This is a genomic window from Methylocella silvestris (assembly GCF_002891535.1).
Classification (GTDB): domain Bacteria; phylum Pseudomonadota; class Alphaproteobacteria; order Rhizobiales; family Beijerinckiaceae; genus Methylocapsa; species Methylocapsa silvestris_A.
In genome coordinates this window covers 60531-78340 of sequence record NZ_PDZR01000002.1, presented here as the reverse complement: position 1 = coordinate 78340, position 17810 = coordinate 60531, and the positions used below count along the sequence as shown (strand labels likewise).

Sequence of the window (17810 nt, the reverse complement as noted above, 5' to 3'; positions counted from 1 at the left end):
GCGTCGCTCGAAACTCCGAGGTTAACAGTGCGCCTAGTCTAGCTAGCCGGTCGCCGCCTCGGGCGCGGCTGGCTGCGCGGCCTCTTCCGGCGCCTCCTGCCATTCCAGCATCACGACGCGGCCGCGCTCCACCGTCAGCGCGAGTCGGCCGTGCTTCAGTTCGAGCGCCTTGAGGCCGAACAGATCGCGCCGCCAGCCGGTCAGCGCCGCGACCTTGGCGTTGTCGTCGGCGGCGATCGCTTCGAGATCCTCGACGTTGGCGATCATCTTCGCCGCGACGCCATGGCTTTCGCTGATCTGGCGCAGCAGCACCTTCAAAAGCTCGACGGTCGCGCCATTGCCGCCGGTCCGGCGGTCGCGCTCAAGCTTCGGCAGCGTTTTCGGGTCGCGCGCGAGGCCGCGTTCGATCGCGGCCAATATGTCGACTCCGGCGCGCGAGCGCTCCATGCCGCGCGGAAAGGCGCGCAGATTGCCGAGCGCGTCGGCCGTGCGCGGCGCGGCGAGGGCAAGCTCGATCAGCACGTCATCCTTCAGAATGCGCGAGCGCGGCACATCGCGCGCCTGCGCCTCGGCCTCGCGCCAGCCGGCGACTTCCATCAGCACGCCAAGATCGCGCGGCTTGCGGACGCGGTTGCGGAAGCGCTCCCAGGCGTTGTCGGGGTGCTGCTCATAGGTCGCGGGCGATGTCAGAAGCGCCATTTCGTCGCTGAGCCAGCCGAGCCGGCCGGTCTCTTTCAGCTTGCCTTGCAGAATGGCGTAAATATCCCGCAGATAGGTGACGTCAGCGATCGCGTAATCGACCTGCGCGGGCAGCAGCGGTCGGCGCGACCAGTCGGTAAAGCGCGAGGATTTGTCGAGCGAGACCTTGCATACCGTCTGCACGAGGTCGCCGTAGGAGACCTGATCGCCGAAGCCGCAGACCATCGCAGCGACCTGCGTGTCGAACAGCGGGGCCGGGATGATCTTCGCCAAATTCCAGACGATTTCGAGATCTTGCCTCGCAGCGTGAAACACCTTGACGATGGCGGGATCGGCCATCAGCGCGAATAGCGGCGCAAGGTCGAGCCCGTCGGCGAGGGCGTCGACCGCCACGGCTTCGTCGGCCGAGGCGAGCTGCACCACACAGAGTTTTGGCCAGAACGTCGTCTCGCGCAGAAATTCCGTGTCGACGGTGACGAATGCATGGGTCGCAAGCCGCCGGCAGACGTCCGCCAGGGCCTCGGTTGTCGTGATCAGGCTCATGTTTTTTAGATAAAGCAAAGCTCGCCGCTCCGCTACCTTGCCGCTATCGGCAAGGCCGATCCTTCCCCTCAAGGCGTGGCGGCCCGCTCCGGCCGCGCCTTGACAGGACTGCACCGCCATGCCTTCTCCGCGCCAACTCCTTCCGGGCTGAATGACACGATGCACCGCTACCGTTCCCATACCTGCGGCGACCTGCGCAAAACCGACGCTTTGCAGCCGACCCGGCTTTCGGGCTGGTGCCACCGCATCCGCGACCATGGCGGCGTGCTGTTCATCGACCTTCGCGATCACTATGGAATCACGCAATGCGTCGTCGATCCTGATTCGGGCGCCTTTGCCCTCGCCGAAAAGCTGCGCTCCGAATGGGTCGTGCGCATCGACGGACTCGTGCGCCAACGCCCGGCGGGCACCGAGAACACCGAGATGCCGACCGGCTTGGTCGAGGTTTACGTCACCGAGATCGAAGTTCTGGGCGCGGCCGCCGAATTGCCGCTGCCCGTCTTCGGCGACCAGAATTATCCGGAAGACATGCGGCTGCGCTATCGCTTCCTCGATCTCAGGCGCGAAAAACTCCACAACAACATCATGCTGCGCGGCCGGGTGATCGATTCGCTGCGCGCGCGCATGAAGGGGCAGGGGTTTTTCGAGTTTCAGACGCCGATCCTGACCGCCTCGAGCCCCGAGGGCGCGCGCGATTTTCTCGTGCCCTCGCGTCTGCATCCGGGCAAATTCTACGCCCTGCCGCAGGCCCCGCAGCAGTTCAAGCAGCTGCTCATGACGGCCGGCTTTGACCGCTATTTCCAGATCGCGCCCTGTTTCCGCGACGAGGATCTGCGCGCCGATCGCAGCCTCGAATTCTATCAGCTCGATATCGAGATGAGCTTCGTCACGCAGGAGGATATTTTCGCCACCGTCGAGCCGGTGCTGCGCGGCGTCTTCGAGGAGTTCGGCGAGGGTTTTGCGGTGACGCCGCAATTCCCGCGCATCCCTTACGCCGAGACGATGCTGAAATATGGCACGGACAAGCCCGACCTGCGCAATCCGCTCGTCATCGTCGACGTGACGGAGGAGTTTTCGCGCGAGGACGTCAGCTTTAACGCCTTCAAGAACGTCATCAAGCAGGGCGGCGTCGTGCGCGCCATTCCAGCGACGGGAGCCGGCGCGCAGCCGCGCTCCTTCTTCGACAAGCTGAACGACTGGGCCCGGGGCGAGGGCGCGGCCGGCTTGGGCTATGTGATTTTCGAGGGCGAAGCCGACGCGCTCGTCGGGAAGGGGCCGATCGCGAAATTCCTTCCGGCCGGCGTGCAGCAGGCGATCGCCGCCAAGGCCGGCCTCAAATCCGGCGACGCCGTGTTCTTCGCCTGCGACAAGCCGGATCGGGCCGCCAAACTCGCAGGCGCGGCGCGGCTTCGCATCGGCTCGGAGCTCAAACTGTCGAAGACCGGCGTGTTCGAACTCTGCTGGATCGTCGATTTCCCGATGTATGAATGGAATGAGGACGAGAAGCGGATCGATTTCTCGCACAACCCGTTCTCGATGCCGAACTATGACGCCGACGCCTTCATCGCGCTGGACGGCGCCGACAAGGACGCGATCCTTGGCATCAACGCCTTTCAATATGACGTCGTCTGCAACGGCTTTGAGCTGTCGTCGGGGGCGATCCGAAACCATCGCCCTGACATCATGCGCAAGGCTTTCGCGCTCGCCGGCTATGACGAGACGGTGCTTGAGGAAAAATTCGGCGGCATGTATCGCGCCTTCCACTATGGCGCGCCGCCCCACGGCGGCATTGCGCCGGGCGTCGATCGTATCGTCATGCTGCTCGCGGGCGAGGAAAATCTGCGCGAGATCGTCGCTTTCCCGATGAACCAGCGGGGCGAGGATCTGCTGCTCGGCGCCCCCTCCGATGTGACGGCAAAGCAGCTGCGCGAGCTCTCGATCAAGCTCAACATGCCGGAGAAATAGGGCGCAGCGCTCCCTTTGGCGCGCGAATTGCCCAAGACATGCGGCGCGAGCGTTTTGGCGAGTCTTTGGCGCGAAAGTGAATAAAACATAGGCGCCTTGGGAGGCGCCTGCTGTTTCGCCACAAACGCTCGATTGCTATAGAAAATTAGGCTTTGTCGGCGGCTTGAGGTCCAGGCGCGGGAAGCGCGGGACCGGCTCGCTCGGCGGAACGCGGGTCAGAAGCATTGTCCATATCGGCCGCTATCTACCACCTCACCCATTACATCTATGATCGTCCGGTCTCGCTCGGCCCGCAAATTGTGCGGCTGCGTCCGGCGCCGCACGCGCGCACCAAGATACTGAACTATAGTCTCAAGGTTTCGCCGCCGGATCATTTCGTCAATTGGCAGCAGGATCCGCACAATAATTGGCAGGCGCGCTTCGTCTTTCCGGAGAAGGTCAGCGAATTCAAGGTCGAGGTCGAACTGACCGTCGATCTCTCGGTGGTCAACCCGTTCGATTTCTTCATCGAGCCCTATGCGGAGCAATTCCCCTTCGCCTATGAGCCCGAACTCAAGGCGGACCTCGCGCCCTATCTGCAGCCGGAGCCATTGGGGCCGGAGCTTGCCGGCTATATGGCGAAGCTGCCGAAAGAGCCGGTCCATATCGTCAATTTTCTCGTCGATCTCAACGCCAGCCTGCAAAAGGCGGTCGGCTATGTGATCCGCATGGAGCCGGGCGTGCAGACGCCTGAGGAGACGCTGACGCTCAAGACGGGCTCCTGCCGCGATTCGGCCTGGCTGCTGGTGCAGATCCTGCGCAATTTCGGCCTCGCGGCGCGATTCGTGTCCGGCTATCTGATTCAGCTTCGCGCCGACATCGAGCCGATCGAGGGGCCGAAGGGCACGCAGGTCGATTTCACCGACCTACACGCCTGGGCGGAAGTCTATCTGCCCGGCGCGGGCTGGGTCGGCATGGACGCGACCTCGGGCATGTTCACCGCCGAAGGGCATATTCCAGTCGCCGCGACGCCGCATTATTCTTCGGCCGCGCCGATCTCGGGCGGCGTCGAGGCCGGCGCCAAGGTCGATTTCGACTTCGACATGACGGTGACGCGCGTCCATGAAAAGCCGCGCATCACCATGCCGTTTTCGGACGAGGCCTGGGAAAAGCTGGATGCGCTCGGCGAGCAGGTCGACGAGGATCTGATACGGCAGGACGTCCGCCTGACGATGGGCGGCGAGCCGACCTTCGTTTCGATCGACGATTTCGAATCTTCCGAGTGGAACACCGCGGCGGTCGGGGCGACCAAGCGCTCCTTCGCGGACGCCCTTATCCGCCGGATTCGCAACCGCGTCGCGCCGGGCGGCCTCCTGCATTATGGCCAGGGCAAATGGTACCCCGGCGAATCACTGCCGCGCTGGGGCTTCTCGCTCTATTGGCGCAAGGACGGCCAGCCGATCTGGCGCGATCCCGCACTGATCGGCTCGGTCGGCCGCACGATTGCCCCCGAGGCCGAAAAGACGCCCGGGGCCGCCGAGCTGTCCTTCACCGACGAACAGCGCAACAAGGCGGAGGCTTTGACTCGCGGCGTCGCCGATTTTCTCGGGGTGTCGGAAGAATGCGTCATGCCGGCCTATGAGGATCCGGCGGTCTGGGTCGTCAAGGAAGGCAACCTGCCGGACAACGTCAATCCGCTCGATCCAAAAATCGAGGATCCCGAAGAACGCAACCGCATGATCCGCGCTTTCGCGCGAGGGCTCACCAAGCCGACAGGCTTCGTCCTGCCGGTGCAGCGCTGGAATTCGCCGCCCTCGCTCTCGCGCGGGCTGCGCTGGGTCAGCGAGAAATGGTGCATGCGGCGCGGCAAGCTGTTTCTGGTGCCGGGCGATTCCCCGGTCGGATATCGGCTGCCGCTGGCCTCGCTGCCTCATGTCGCGCCATCTTCCTATCCCTATATCCATCCGCAGGATCCGCTGGAGGACCGCGGCCCCTTGCCCGACGCGGTAAAACTGAAGCAGCGCGTCGAGCATTTCCAGAAATCGCTCGAACCGTCGAGCACGCGCCAGGACGTCATCGAGCAACTGGCGATCGAAGGCGCCGTGCGCACGGCGATCAGCGTCGAGCCGCGCGACGGCGTGATCTGCGTCTTCATGCCGCCGACGGAACGGCTCGAAGACTATCTTGAGCTTGTCACCGCTGTTGAAGTCGCGGCCGAGGATCTGAACACCCCCGTGCATATCGAGGGCTATCCGCCGCCCTATGATCCGCGCATCGACGTCATCAAGGTGACGCCAGATCCCGGCGTCATCGAGGTCAACATCCAGCCCTGCCACAGCTGGCGCGAGGCGGTCGAGACGACCAAGGGCCTCTATGAGGACGCGCGGCAGGTACGGCTCGGCGCCGATAAATTCATGGTCGATGGGCGCCACACCGGCACCGGCGGCGGCAATCATGTCGTCGTCGGCGGCGCGCGGCCGTCGGACTCCCCGTTTCTACGCCGCCCCGACCTCCTCAAAAGCCTCATCATCTACTGGCAGCGCCATCCTTGCCTCTCCTATCTCTTCTCCGGCCTGTTCATTGGCCCGACGAGCCAGGCGCCGCGCGTCGATGAGGGGCGCCACGACGGGCTCTATGAGCTCGAGACCGCGCTCGCCAACACGCCGGGGCCGGAAGGATCGATCCCGCTCTGGCTGGTCGACCGGCTCTACCGCAATCTGTTGATCGACGTGACCGGCAACACCCATCGCGCCGAGATCTGCATCGACAAGCTTTATTCGCCCGACGGTCCGACGGGGCGGCTCGGGCTCGTCGAATTCCGCGCCTTCGAGATGCCGCCCGACGCGCGCATGAGCCTTGCGCAGCAATTGCTGTTGCGCGCCCTGATCGCCTGGTTCTGGCGTGAGCCGCAGCAGGGAGGTCTGGTGCGTTGGGGAACGACGCTGCACGACCGCTTTATGCTGCCGCATTTCGTCTGGGCGGATTTTCTCGGCGTTCTCGCCGATCTCGGCCGCGCCGGTTATGCCTTCGATCCGGCCTGGTTCGAGGCGCAATGGGAGTTCCGCTTTCCCTTCTACGGCGCGATAGAGCATAGCGGCCTCAAGCTGGAGCTGCGTCAGGCGCTTGAGCCGTGGAACGTCATGGGCGAGACAGGCGCGATCGGCGGCACGGTGCGCTTCGTCGATTCCTCGATTGAGCGGCTGCAGATCAAATGCGAGGGGTTTGTCGAAGGGCGTCACATCATCGCCTGTAACGGCAGACGCATGCCCATGACGACGACCGACGTTTCGGGCGAGGCTGTCGCCGGCGTGCGCTTCAAGGCGTGGCAGGCGGCCGTCGGACTGCATCCGACCGTGCCGGTCCATGCTCCGCTGACCTTTGACATCATCGACGCCTGGTCCGGCCGGTCGATCGGCGGATGCGTTTATCATGTGGCCCATCCGGGCGGGCGCAATTACGAGACTTTTCCGGTCAATTCCTACGAGGCCGAAGCGCGGCGCCTTGCACGGTTCGAGGCGTTCGGCCATACGCCGGGAGCGATCAAGGTTCCGCCGGAGGAGCGCACCGCCGATTTCCCGCTGACGCTGGACCTGCGCCGCCCGCGCGGGGCCTGAAAAACCTGCCGATCGGATCGAATGACCCGATCGGCCTCCATCCTGAGGAGCGCCTGAAAGGCGCGTCTCGAAGGATGGGGGTGGGGCTCGATAAAGGCGCCTTGGCGCGCCTCCGCCCTAACTCCCCCGCCAGCGCCTGACGGCGTCCAGAATGGTCCGCGCCGAGCGAAGTCCGAAAATCTGCTCCACCGGCTCTGAAATTTTCCGCCGCCAGTTCGGCCGTTCGCGATCGGTGCCGGGCAGATTGGTCGGCACTACCTCCATGGCCAGATCATCGGCCTGAATCAGCACAAGAGCGGCGCCGCTTCGCGCGACAAACCCATGGATCGCCGCCGCCGCCGTCTCGGTCAATGGCGCGTCATAGTCGACGCCGTCAACCGAGAAATCCCCGCTCGCGACGGCGGCGAGCAGTTCGCCTTTTTCTTCGGCCCGGTCGCGCGCCGCGCTTGCTTCATCCTCGATATGGCCGAGCGCCGCGGCCTCGCTGAGATCGGCGCCGCTCCACCAGCCGGCGAGCGGCGGTAGATCATGCGTCGCGACGCAGGCTGCGGCGAGCGCCGGATAAGACTCGGGCGGCAGAAATTCGCGGCCCTCGCGCTCGAACCGCATGACTCGGTAGGAGAGAATATTGGCGTCCGCCAGTTCGGTGCGCAGGCCGGCGGGGGCCGTGCCGAGGTCTTCGCCGACGACAGCCGTTTGCGCCCGCTGACTTTCGAGCGCGACCTGTCCGATCAGCGCCTCGAACGGGCAGGCGAGATAGGCGCCGTCCTTGCCCTCGGCGCCTTCCGGCACGAGGAAGAGACGCTTCAGGCCCAGCACATGGTCGATGCGCAAAATGCCGGCATAGGCCATGTTGGCGGCGATCAGCCGTCCGAAGCCATTATAGCCGTCCCGCGCCAGGGCGCGCGGATCGAACGGGGGCAAGCCCCAGACCTGGCCCTGCGGCCCGAGCGGATCGGGCGGCGCGCCGATCGAGCAGCCCTGCATCAGCCGATTCATCTCGGAAAAGGCTTCGGCGCCGTCCGGCGCGCAGCCGACCGCAAGATCGCGATAGAAACCGAGCGACAATCCCGCGGCCCGCGCTGCTTGCGCCGCCGCGGCAAATTGCTTGTCCGCCAAAAATTGCAGGAATTTTGCGCGTTTGACCTCATCGTCATGCTGCGCCGCAAAGCTTTCGATCCCCGGCGCATGCGGAGCGTTCAGTTCGGACCCAAACTGGCCGAGCGTTCCACCGAGCGCGCGCTCGATCGCCGTAAAAATGGCGAAGCGACGCAGGCTCTCGCCGCCAAGGACCAGAAAGCGCTCAAACTCCATCACCAGCGCATCGTCGGGCGCAGCGAACCGGCGCGCCCGGAAGGCGGCGTGAATAACGTCGAACAGCCGATCCTTTAGGGCGAAGACGGTACGATAATCGACGAAGCCCGCCGCCGAGAGCGCGGCGGCTTCCGGCGCTGCGCGCGACAACGCGGCCACGACTGCCTCGGTCATCAATTCCGGCGGCAGATCGAACACGTCGATCGTCAGCGGATCGAGAAAGCGCCGGTCCGAGGGGTGGTAGGGGCTCGCCCGCTCGGGATCGTGCGGATAGAGCGCATGCAACGGATTGACGCCAACGCAGGCCGCGCCGGCGCGGGCGGCCTCTTCGGCAAGGAGGCGCAGGCAGGTGAAATCGCCGATGCCCTGATCGCCGCCGCCGCTCTCGCGCCGCAGCCCATAGACCTGTGCGGCGACGCCGAACACACGGCCCTCGCGCAAGGCGTCTGGCAGAAAGGCGGCGGCCGGGACGATTGCAAGATGGCCGAGGCAATCGGGAGCGGCCTCGCTCATCACTTCATGACGGCCGAGCGGCAAATCCGGCAGGGGAATTTCGCGCACCAGGGCGCGGCGCCCGTCCGGCGCGAGGATTTCGCCGCGTCGGCCGATCTCCGGCCCGATTTCGACGACATGGGTCGACCCGTCGTCACAGGCGATGGTCAGGGCGAAGGGCAGCTGCCGCTCGGCGAGCGCGCCGCCGAGCCGGATCGTCCGTTCGCCATCCTGCACGAGACTGGTAGCGACCGGCAGCGGCCGGAAGGCGCGTTCCTCCGAGAGTTCGGCAAGACGCCCCCGCGCCTCGCCGGTATTGGCGGCGGCAAGATCGAGGCTGCGCAACAGAGCGAGTTTCGTCTCAACGCTTACATCGGTCCGGCGCCCTTCGATATCGTGCCAATAGGGCGCGATGCCGGCGGCGGCGGCCAGAGCGTCGAGCACGCGCTCGTCAACGCCCGCGCGGGGCGCCGTGGAGGCGGCTGCAGTCTCGGTCAGTATGACGACGGAGCGCGGCGGCAGGCTGACCGCTCCGTCCGGCGCCTCAGCCCCCGTTGCACGCGGCTCGGCCGAATTGATCTTAAGTGTCCAGATGTGGTTTTCCCGCGCGCCGGGCAGGCGGGCGTGCAGCAGGGCGTAGCCTCGGTTGATGAGGACGGCGGCGCGGCTTGGCGCCCGGGCGGCGTCGCCTTGATCGTAGAAGACGACGGTCAGGGCGTCGGCGGCGGCGTCCTCCCATTGCTGCGGCGTCAGCGGTTCGCCCGAAAGGCTGAGCCATTCGACGTCGGGCGCCCCGGAGGCGTCAGGAGGCGCGCCGGTGAGCGGCGTCTCGCCGTTGAGCGCTCCTGTTTCGCGGCGAAGTTTGACGAGCCGCGCGCAAAAATCGACGAGCTCCTCATCGGCGTTCGCCCAATCGACATAGGCGAGCTCATTGTCCTGCGCATAGGCGTTGTTGTTGCCTTGCTGGCTGCGGCCGAGTTCGTCGCCCATGGTCAGCATGGGCGAGCCGCGCGAGGCGATCAGCGTCGTGAGCATCGCCCGCGCATCGCCCTTGCGCCGCTCGATCACGGCGGGGTCAGACGTTGCTCCCTCGGCGCCGCAGTTCCATGACAGATTGTCGTCGGTTCCGTCGCGATTGTTCTCGCCATTCGCTTCATTGTGCTTGCCGGCATAGGCGACGAGATCGGCGAGGGTGAAGCCGTCATGGGCGGTGATGAAATTGATCGAACGCGACAGGGCGCGGCGCCGCCCTGCGAAAATATCGGCGGAGCCGGCAAAGCGCGTCGCCATCACGCCGAGCTGACCATGATCGCCGCGCCAGAAGCGGCGCATCGTATCGCGCGATTTGTCGTTCCACTCGCCCCATGAGGCCGGAAAGGCGCCGAGCTGATAGCCGCCAAGTCCGAGATCCCAGGGCTCGGCGATATGAATCAGCTCGCGCAAGGTCGGATCTTGCGCAACGGCCGCGAGGAAGGGATGGGAGGGATCGAAGCCCTGCGGCCCGCGCGCCAGGACAGGCGCAAGATCATAGCGGAAGCCGTCGACGCCGGCGCGGATCGCGGCGGTGCGCAGCGCGTCGAGCGCGAGGCGAAGCGCTTGCGGGCGCTCCAGCGCCAGCACATTGCCGCAGCCCGCCTGATTTTCGTAGAGCGCCGCGTTATGCGGGTCGAGCCGATAGTAAAGCTGATTGTCGAGCCCGCGCAGCGATACGGTCGGGCCGAGATGATCGCTTTCGCCGGAATGGTTAAGCACAACATCGAGGATGACGCTGATCCCGGCCGCCTGCAGCGCTTCCACCGCCGCGCGGACTTCTGGCCAGCCGCCGGGCGCAAGGCGCGGGTCCGGCGCGTTGAGGGCGACCGGATTATAGCCCCAGTAATTGGTAAGGCCGAGCGCCGGCAGATGGCGTTCGTCGAGCCAGCCCTGGATCGGCAGCAGCTCCACCGCGGTGACGCCGAGCCGTGTCAGATGGGCGATCGCGGCGGGATGGGCGAGGCCGCCGAAGGTTCCGCGAATCTCTTGCGGAATGTCCGGATGATTGTGCGTGAAGCCGCGCACATGCATTTCGTAAATGATGAGGTCGCGCCAGGGCGTCAATGGACGGCGCGGCGCGGTCAGCGCGGGCGGCGAGGTTACGATTGCTTTCGGAACGAAAGCGGCGCTGTCTGCCAAATCGTCCGGCGCGCCATGAATGCGGGCGTCGAACAGGGACGGATGCAATTTGAACGGACGGTCGAGTTCGCTCGCGTAGGGGTCGACGAGCAGTTTCGCCGAATTGAAGCGAAGGCCTTGCGACAGATCGAACGGGCCCTCCGCCCGCAGCCCGTAGCGCGCGCCGGCGCCTACGCCGCCAATGTGCGCATGGAAGACATCCCCGGTGCGGCCGATCAATTTAATGCGCTGGATTTCGCGGCCGTCGTCGTCGAACAGGCAGAAAAAGATCGCTGTGGCTGCGCTTGAGACGACGGTGATATTGACGCCGTCGTCCTGAACCGACGCGCCGAGCGGCTCCGGCGATCCCGGGGAAACAGAATAAAGCTTCAAATGATGCGCCTCAGGTTATGACGGAGGGCGCGGCGCGGCCGGTGAATTTGGCGATGCCCGCAATCTCATTCGACAGGGTGATGAGATCGGCCAGCGCAGCTGCCGTCTCAATCTGCTGGCGCGCGGGATCTGGCTCGAACCGCTCAATGTAGACGCGAAGGGTTGCGCCCGCCGTGCCGGTGCCGGAAAGCCGATAGACGATGCGCCCGCCATCCTCGAAATGGATGCGAAGCCCCTGATGCGCGCTATCTGATCCGTCGACCGGATCGTGGTAGGAAAAATCATCGGCGCCGGCGATCCGGAGGTCGCCGAACTGACGTCCTTTCAGGCTGGGCAGGGCGGTGCGCAAAGCATCGATCAGCGCATTGGCGCCGTCCGACTCGACTTCTTCGTAATCGTGGCGCGCATAATAATTGCGGCCATACTCGGCCCAGTGTTTTGTGACGATAGCGTCGACGCTTTCGCCGCGTGCGGCGAGAATGTTGAGCCACATCAGCACGGCCCAGAGGCCGTCCTTCTCGCGCACATGATCGGAGCCGGTGCCGGCGCTCTCCTCGCCGCAGATCGTCGCCATTCCGGCGTCGAGCAGATTGCCGAAGAATTTCCATCCCGTCGGCGTCTCGAACAGCGGGATTTTGAGTTTCTCGGCGACCTTGTCGGCCGCCCGGCTGGTCGGCATCGAACGGGCGATGCCTTTGACGCCGCCGGCATAGCCGGGCGCGAGATGCGCATTGGCGGCGATCAGCGCGAGGCTATCGGAGGGCGTCACGAAGCGGCCGCGCCCGATGATGAGATTACGATCGCCATCTCCATCGGAGGCGGCGCAAAGATCCGGGCCGTCCGGCGTCATCGCAAGATCGTAGAGATGCCTGGCGTGGACGAGGTTCGGGTCGGGGTGATGGCCGCCGAAATCAGGCAACGGCGTCGCATTCAGGACGGAGCCGGGCGCCGCGTCTAAAAGCTCCTCGAAAATGCGCGCCGCATAGGGGCCGGTCACCGCCGACATGGCGTCGAAGCGCAGACGAAAGCCGGATTTGAACAGGGCCGCGATGCGCTCGAAATCGAACAGCTTCTGCATCAAGGCGGCATAGTCCGAGACAGGATCGATGATCTCCACCGTAGCCGCGCCGAAGCGCAGCTTTTGCAGCGCGTCGAGATCGAGATCTGGCGCATTGAGAATGCGGTACTGCGTGATTTCCTTGGTGCGGGCGAATATCGCCTCGGTGACTTTTTCGGGCGCCGGGCCGCCATTGGCGACATTATATTTGATCCCGACGTCGCCATGCGGGCCGCCTGGATTGTGGCTCGCGCTCAAGACGATGCCGCCAAAGGCGCCATATTGGCGGATGACATTGGAGGCGGCCGGCGTCGACAGCAGCCCGCCTTGCCCGACGAGAATGCGTCCGAAGCCGTTAGCGAGCGCGATTTTGATGACGATCTGGATCGCCTCGCGATTGAAGAAGCGACCATCGCCGCCGACGACGAGGGTCGAGCCTTCAAACCCTTCGAGACAGTCGAAAATCGACTGCACGAAGTTCTCGACATAGTTCTTCTGCTGAAAAACGGGCGTCTTCTTGCGCAGCCCCGAGGTGCCGGGCCGTTGTCCCTCGAGGGGCGTCGTGGCGATAGTCTCGATCATGTTGCGTCCGGATCCGGGGTGCAATGGTCAGGGGTTTTAGCGTTCGCGGACGAGGTCGCGGAACAGCTTGGCGTAAAGCGCCGCCGGGCGCCTCCAGGAGACGTCGGTCATCATGCCATTCTCGACGAGTTCGTCCCAGATTTCCGGCTCGGCCCAAAGCCGGGCGGCTCGCTCAAGCGTCGCTCCCAGCATGTCCGCCGTCGGCGGCGAGAATTGCAGGCCTGTGCCGATCCCTGAGGCGAGCGCCATTTCATTGGCGTCGATGATGGTGTCGGCGAGGCCGCCAACCCGCGCGACGATCGGCAAGGCGCCATAGCGCAAAGCGCAAAGCTGGGTGAGGCCGCAGGGCTCGAAACGCGAGGGGATCACAATCGCGTCGGCGCCGGCTTGAATGCGATGGGCGATCGCCTCGTCATAGCCGATCACTGCGCCGACCCGGCCGGGCCGGGCTTCCGCGGCCTCAAGGAGCTGACGCACGAGTTCGGGTTCGCCGGAGCCGAGAACCGCGAGCTGGACGCCAAGGCGCTCCAGCAGATCGAGATTGGCGAGGAGAAGATCGAGGCCCTTCTGCCAGGAAAGCCGGCTGACGACGCCAAGAAGAAGCGCGCCGGGATCGGGATCGAGGCCGAATTTGTCCTGTAGCGCGGCCTTGTTGGCCGGCCGACGCGCCAGCGTTTCGACGTCATAGGGTTCGGTGATCAGCGGATCGCTCGAGGGGTCCCAGACCTCGTCGTCGATGCCGTTCAAAATGCCGGTGACGTATTCGGCGCGCGTGCGCAACAAACCGTCGAGCCCCATGCCATGTTCGGGCGTGCGGATCTCGGCGGCGTAGGTCGGCGAGACCGTGGTGATGCGGTCGGAGAGGGCGAGCGCCGCCTTGAGGAAGCCGATCGTCCCGTAATATTCGACGCCCTCAAGCGAGAAAGCCTGCGGCGGCAGGCCGAGCGCGCCAAGCAGCTCGGCGGGATATTTGCCCTGGAAGGCGAGGTTGTGGATGGTGGCGACAGTCCCGGGGCGCTCGCGCCCGTCGTAGTGAAGATAGGCGGCGGCTAATCCCGCCTGCCAGTCATGGGCGTGGACGATATCGGGCAAAAATCCCGGCGCCGCGCCAAAGCCGAGTTCGCGCCCGGTCTGGCACAGCGCCGCGAAACGGAATGGATTATCCGGGAAGTCGCGTCCGTCCGCCTGCAAATAGGGGTTGCCTGGACGATCATAAAGATGCGGCGCGTCGAGCACGAAGAGATCGAGGCCTGCTGCGGTCCCGCGCAACACCCGCGCCGGCGCGCCATAAAGCGGCTTGGCGTCGATCGCGGTCTCGGCATACTCGATCTGCGCCATGACCGCCGGATAGCCCGGCACAAGCGTTGCGACTTCGATTCCCTCTCCGGCGAGGGCTGCGGGCAGCGCGCCTGCGACATCGGCAAGACCGCCGGTTTTAATCAGCGGATAAATTTCCGAAACGATGGCGAGAACGCTGACATCGCTCATTTGAGTTTGTCGATCATCGTTTGCGTGATGAGGCAGACGCCCTTCTCCGTGCGGCGGAAGCGTTCGGCGTCGAGCGCTTCGTCCTCGCCGACGACCAGGTCGCCGGGGATCTTGACGCCCCGGTCGATCACAACATTGCGCAGCCGCGTCGAGCGGCCGATTTCGACGTAGGGAAGAATGACGGCGTTCTCTACCTCGCAATAGGAGTTGATGCGAACGCCGGTGGACAGCATCGAGCGCTTCACATAGGCGCCGGAGATGATGCAGCCGCCCGACACGACGGAGGATACGGCCATGCCGCGCCGCAGATCTTCGTCGTGGACGAATTTGGCGGGCGGCGTAACGGCGCCGTCGGTCCAGATCGGCCATTCCTTGTCGAACAGGTCAAGCTCCGGGACGATGTCGGTCAGGTCGATATTGGCTTCCCAATAGGCGTCGACCGTGCCGACGTCGCGCCAATAGTCGGCGCCCGCCTCGCCCGACTGCACGCAGGAATCGGAAAAATGATGGGCGATCGCTTTGCCGTGCTTGACGAGATAGGGGATGATGTCTTTGCCGAAATCGCGGCTCGAATGCGGGTCGGCGGCGTCACGCTCGAGCTGATCGAACAGAAAATTGGTCTCGAACACATAAATGCCCATCGACGCCAGCGCCTTGTCTGGTTTGCCCGGCATCGGCGGCGGATTGGCGGGCTTTTCGACGAAGTCGATGATGCGGTCCTTGGGGTCGACATGCATGACGCCAAAAGCGGACGCCTCCTCGCGCGGCACTTCAAGACAGCCGACCGTGACGTCGGCGCCGCGATCGGCATGCTGTTGCAGCATGATCTCATAGTCCATCTTGTAGATGTGGTCTCCAGCGAGGATCACCATATATTTTGGCGCGCGGTCGCGGATGATGTCGATGTTCTGGAAGACGGCGTCGGCGGTGCCGGCATACCATTGATCCTCCGAGACGCGCTGGCTCGCCGGCATGATGTCGAAGGTCTCGTTGCTGCCGGCCCTGAAGAAATTCCAGCCGCGCGTCAGATGGCCGATTAGGCTGTGCGCCTTGTATTGCGTCGCGACGCCGACGCGGCGGATGCCCGAGTTCAGCGCATTCGACAGCGCGAAATCGATGATGCGCATCTTGCCGCCGAAATAGACCGCGGGTTTGGCGCGGCGATCGGTCAGTTCGAGCAGGCGACTGCCGCGCCCCCCGGCGAGCACGAAAGCCATGGCCTGGCGGCCGATCGGCGCGCTCGTTCTCATCGATTGATTCCTTTGGACGCGTTCAACAGGGACGGCTCGCTTCAGCTCGACGTTGCTCAGTTTCAAATATTCGGAATGAAGAACAGGGTTGCGAGAGGAGGAAGGGTGATTTGCGCCGAAGCTGGCTGCCCATGCGAAGGCTCGTCTCGCGCCAGGATCGCGCCGAAATTGCCGACGCCCGAGCCCCAATAGGGCGAGGCGTCCGTGTTGATCGCCTCGCGCCACAACCCGCTGCGCGGCAGGCCGATTGTGTAGTTGTAGCGCGGCTCCGGCGTAAAGTTGCTGATGATCGCGACCGGCAGGTCGCCGTCGTCGCCATAGCGCAGGAAGGCGAACACGGAATGGTCGAAATCATCGCCGATGATCCAGGAAAATCCGGCCGGATCCTTGTCGCGCCGGTAGAGCGCGGGCGTCTCCTTGACGAGCCTGTTGAGGTCGCGGATCAAATTCTGCACGCCTTTGTGGGCAGGCGCGTCGAGCAGGAACCAGTCAAGCTCTCTGAATTCTCGCCATTCCTGGCGCTGGGCGAACTCCTGTCCCATGAACAACAGCTTCTTGCCGGGATGGCCCCACATGAAGCCGTAATAGGCGCGCAGGGTGGCGAACATGCGCCAGTCGTCGCCAGACATTTTCTCGAGCAGCGAGCCCTTGCCATGGGTGACTTCGTCATGGCTCAGCGGCAGCACGAAATTTTCAGAAAAAGCGTAGACGAGGCCGAAGGTCAGCTTGTCATGCGCCCAGCGCCGGTAGATCGGATCGATCTCCATATATTCCAGCGTGTCATGCATGAAGCCCATGTTCCACTTGAAGCCAAAGCCGAGCCCGCCCGTCGCCGTCGGCGCGGAGACGCCCGGCCAGGAGGTCGATTCCTCGGCCAAGGTTACGACGCCTGGATGGGTTTCATACACAAGCTCGTTGAAGCGCTTCAAAAACGCGACCGCGTCGCGATTGTCATTGCCGCCGTCCTCATTGGGCAGCCATTCGCCGGGATTGCGTGAATAATCGAGGTAGAGCATGGAGGCGACCGCGTCGACGCGCAATCCGTCGATGTGATAGCGGTCGAGCCAGAACAAGGCGTTGGCGATGAGGAAGGCCGACACTTCGCGCCGGCCGAAATCATAGATCGCCGTGTTCCAATCGGGATGAAATCCACGTCTCGGATCGGCGTGCTCATAGAGCGGGGCGCCGTCGAACTCTGCGAGCCCATGCATGTCGGTTGGAAAATGCGCCGGCACCCAGTCGAGGATCACAGAGAGCCCGGCGACATGCGCCCGATCGACGAAGCGCGCGAAAGCGGCCGGATCGCCGAATCGCCGCGTCGGCGCGAAGAGCCCGATCGGCTGATAGCCCCAGGAGGCGTCGAGCGGATGCTCGGAGACGGGCATCAGTTCGAGATGGGTGAAACCGAGATCGAGGGCGTAGGGGATCAACTGATCGGCGAGTTCATCATAGGTGAGGAAACGGCCGCCTTCGCCGCGCCGCCACGAACCGAGGTGAACCTCGAGGGTCGTCATCGGCTCGCGCCACGCCTCTCGCTTGCGGCGAAGCTCCAGAAAAGCGTCGTCGGTCCATTGGAAATCATCGATCCGCGCGACGATCGAAGCGGTCGAGGGGCGCATTTCTCCGGCAAAGCCGACAGGATCGGCCTTTAGCGGCAACAGCCGGCCGTCGCCGGCGATGATTTCATATTTATAGGCCGCTCCCGCCTCGACATTCGGCGCGAAAATCTCCCAAAGGCCGGAATCGATGCGCTTGCGCATCTGATGCAACCGTCCGTCCCAGCGATTGAAGTCGCCGACGACCGAGACGCGCGCGGCGTTTGGCGCCCAAACTGCAAAATGAACGCCCGCGACGCCCTCGACCTGCATCAGATGCGCGCCGAGTTTTTGATAGAGCGCGCGATGGGTGCCTTCAACGAGAAGATAATCATCCATCTGGCCGAGCACGGGGCCAATGGAATAGGGGTCGATGAAGCGCCAGGAGCCGCCGGCGTTGGCGGCCTCGAGCTCATAGCGCAACGGCGCGGAGACGCCGGGGGCGAGCCCCTCGAACACCCCGCCGCCGCGGTTCTCGAGTTTAAAATAGCTGCCGTCGGCGGTCACCGCGACAAGCGTGTCGGCGTCGGGCGAAAAGGCCCGGATGACCAGGCCCTCGGGCGTTTCATGCGGCCCGAGGACAGCGAAGGGATCGCTGTGCAGGGCAGCGCCGATGGCGGCGATGTGGTCCTCGCCAAGCCGCCAGCCACGGACGTCCCTCGCCGGGGCGCCCGCGTTTTGTTTCATC

The 17810-nt window shown here is 64.6% G+C and carries 8 protein-coding genes; 2 read left to right on the top strand and 6 right to left on the bottom strand.

What is annotated here, in order from left to right:
- Nucleotides 1-42 precede the first annotated feature (42 nt).
- A complete protein-coding gene (gene rnd / locus CR492_RS03815; protein ID WP_102842551.1) occupies nt 43-1242 on the bottom strand; it encodes a ribonuclease D in 1200 nt (399 codons plus the stop codon).
- 159 nt (nt 1243-1401) lie between these two features.
- On the opposite strand from rnd, the gene aspS reads away from it, so the two are divergent.
- Together aspS and CR492_RS03805 are read left to right on the top strand one after the other, a co-directional pair.
- Nucleotides 1402-3207 (top strand): aspartate--tRNA ligase, encoded by a 1806-nt coding sequence (gene aspS / locus CR492_RS03810; RefSeq protein WP_102842417.1) that lies wholly within the window; start codon nt 1402-1404, stop codon nt 3205-3207.
- A gap of 224 nt (nt 3208-3431) precedes the next feature.
- Nucleotides 3432-6800: a DUF2126 domain-containing protein gene (locus CR492_RS03805; protein ID WP_102842416.1), complete on the top strand. Its 3369-nt coding sequence runs from the start codon at nt 3432-3434 to the stop codon at nt 6798-6800.
- 117 nt (nt 6801-6917) lie between these two features.
- Here the strand turns inward: CR492_RS03805 and CR492_RS03800 are convergent, their stop codons facing one another.
- The 5 genes from CR492_RS03800 to glgB all read right to left on the bottom strand — a co-directional run bounded on the left by CR492_RS03800 (nt 6918) and on the right by glgB (nt 17809).
- Nucleotides 6918-11150 (bottom strand): bifunctional glycogen debranching protein GlgX/4-alpha-glucanotransferase, encoded by a 4233-nt coding sequence (locus CR492_RS03800; protein ID WP_102842415.1) that lies wholly within the window; start codon nt 11148-11150, stop codon nt 6918-6920.
- A 10-nt stretch (nt 11151-11160) separates the two neighbouring features.
- Entirely contained in the window at nt 11161-12789 is a 1629-nt protein-coding gene (locus tag CR492_RS03795; protein WP_102842414.1) for an alpha-D-glucose phosphate-specific phosphoglucomutase, read from the bottom strand.
- Between the two features lie 36 nt (nt 12790-12825).
- Nucleotides 12826-14277 (bottom strand): glycogen synthase GlgA, encoded by a 1452-nt coding sequence (gene glgA, locus CR492_RS03790; RefSeq protein ID WP_102842413.1) that lies wholly within the window; start codon nt 14275-14277, stop codon nt 12826-12828.
- On the bottom strand, nt 14274-15527 hold the full coding sequence (gene glgC, locus CR492_RS03785) for a glucose-1-phosphate adenylyltransferase (protein ID WP_102842550.1): 1254 nt from the start codon (nt 15525-15527) through the stop codon (nt 14274-14276). Before glgC ends, glgA begins: the two co-directional genes overlap by 4 nt.
- A gap of 62 nt (nt 15528-15589) precedes the next feature.
- Nucleotides 15590-17809, bottom strand: coding sequence for a 1,4-alpha-glucan branching protein GlgB (gene glgB / locus CR492_RS03780; protein ID WP_180982417.1), 2220 nt, complete (start codon nt 17807-17809; stop codon nt 15590-15592).
- Nucleotide 17810 lies beyond the last annotated feature (1 nt).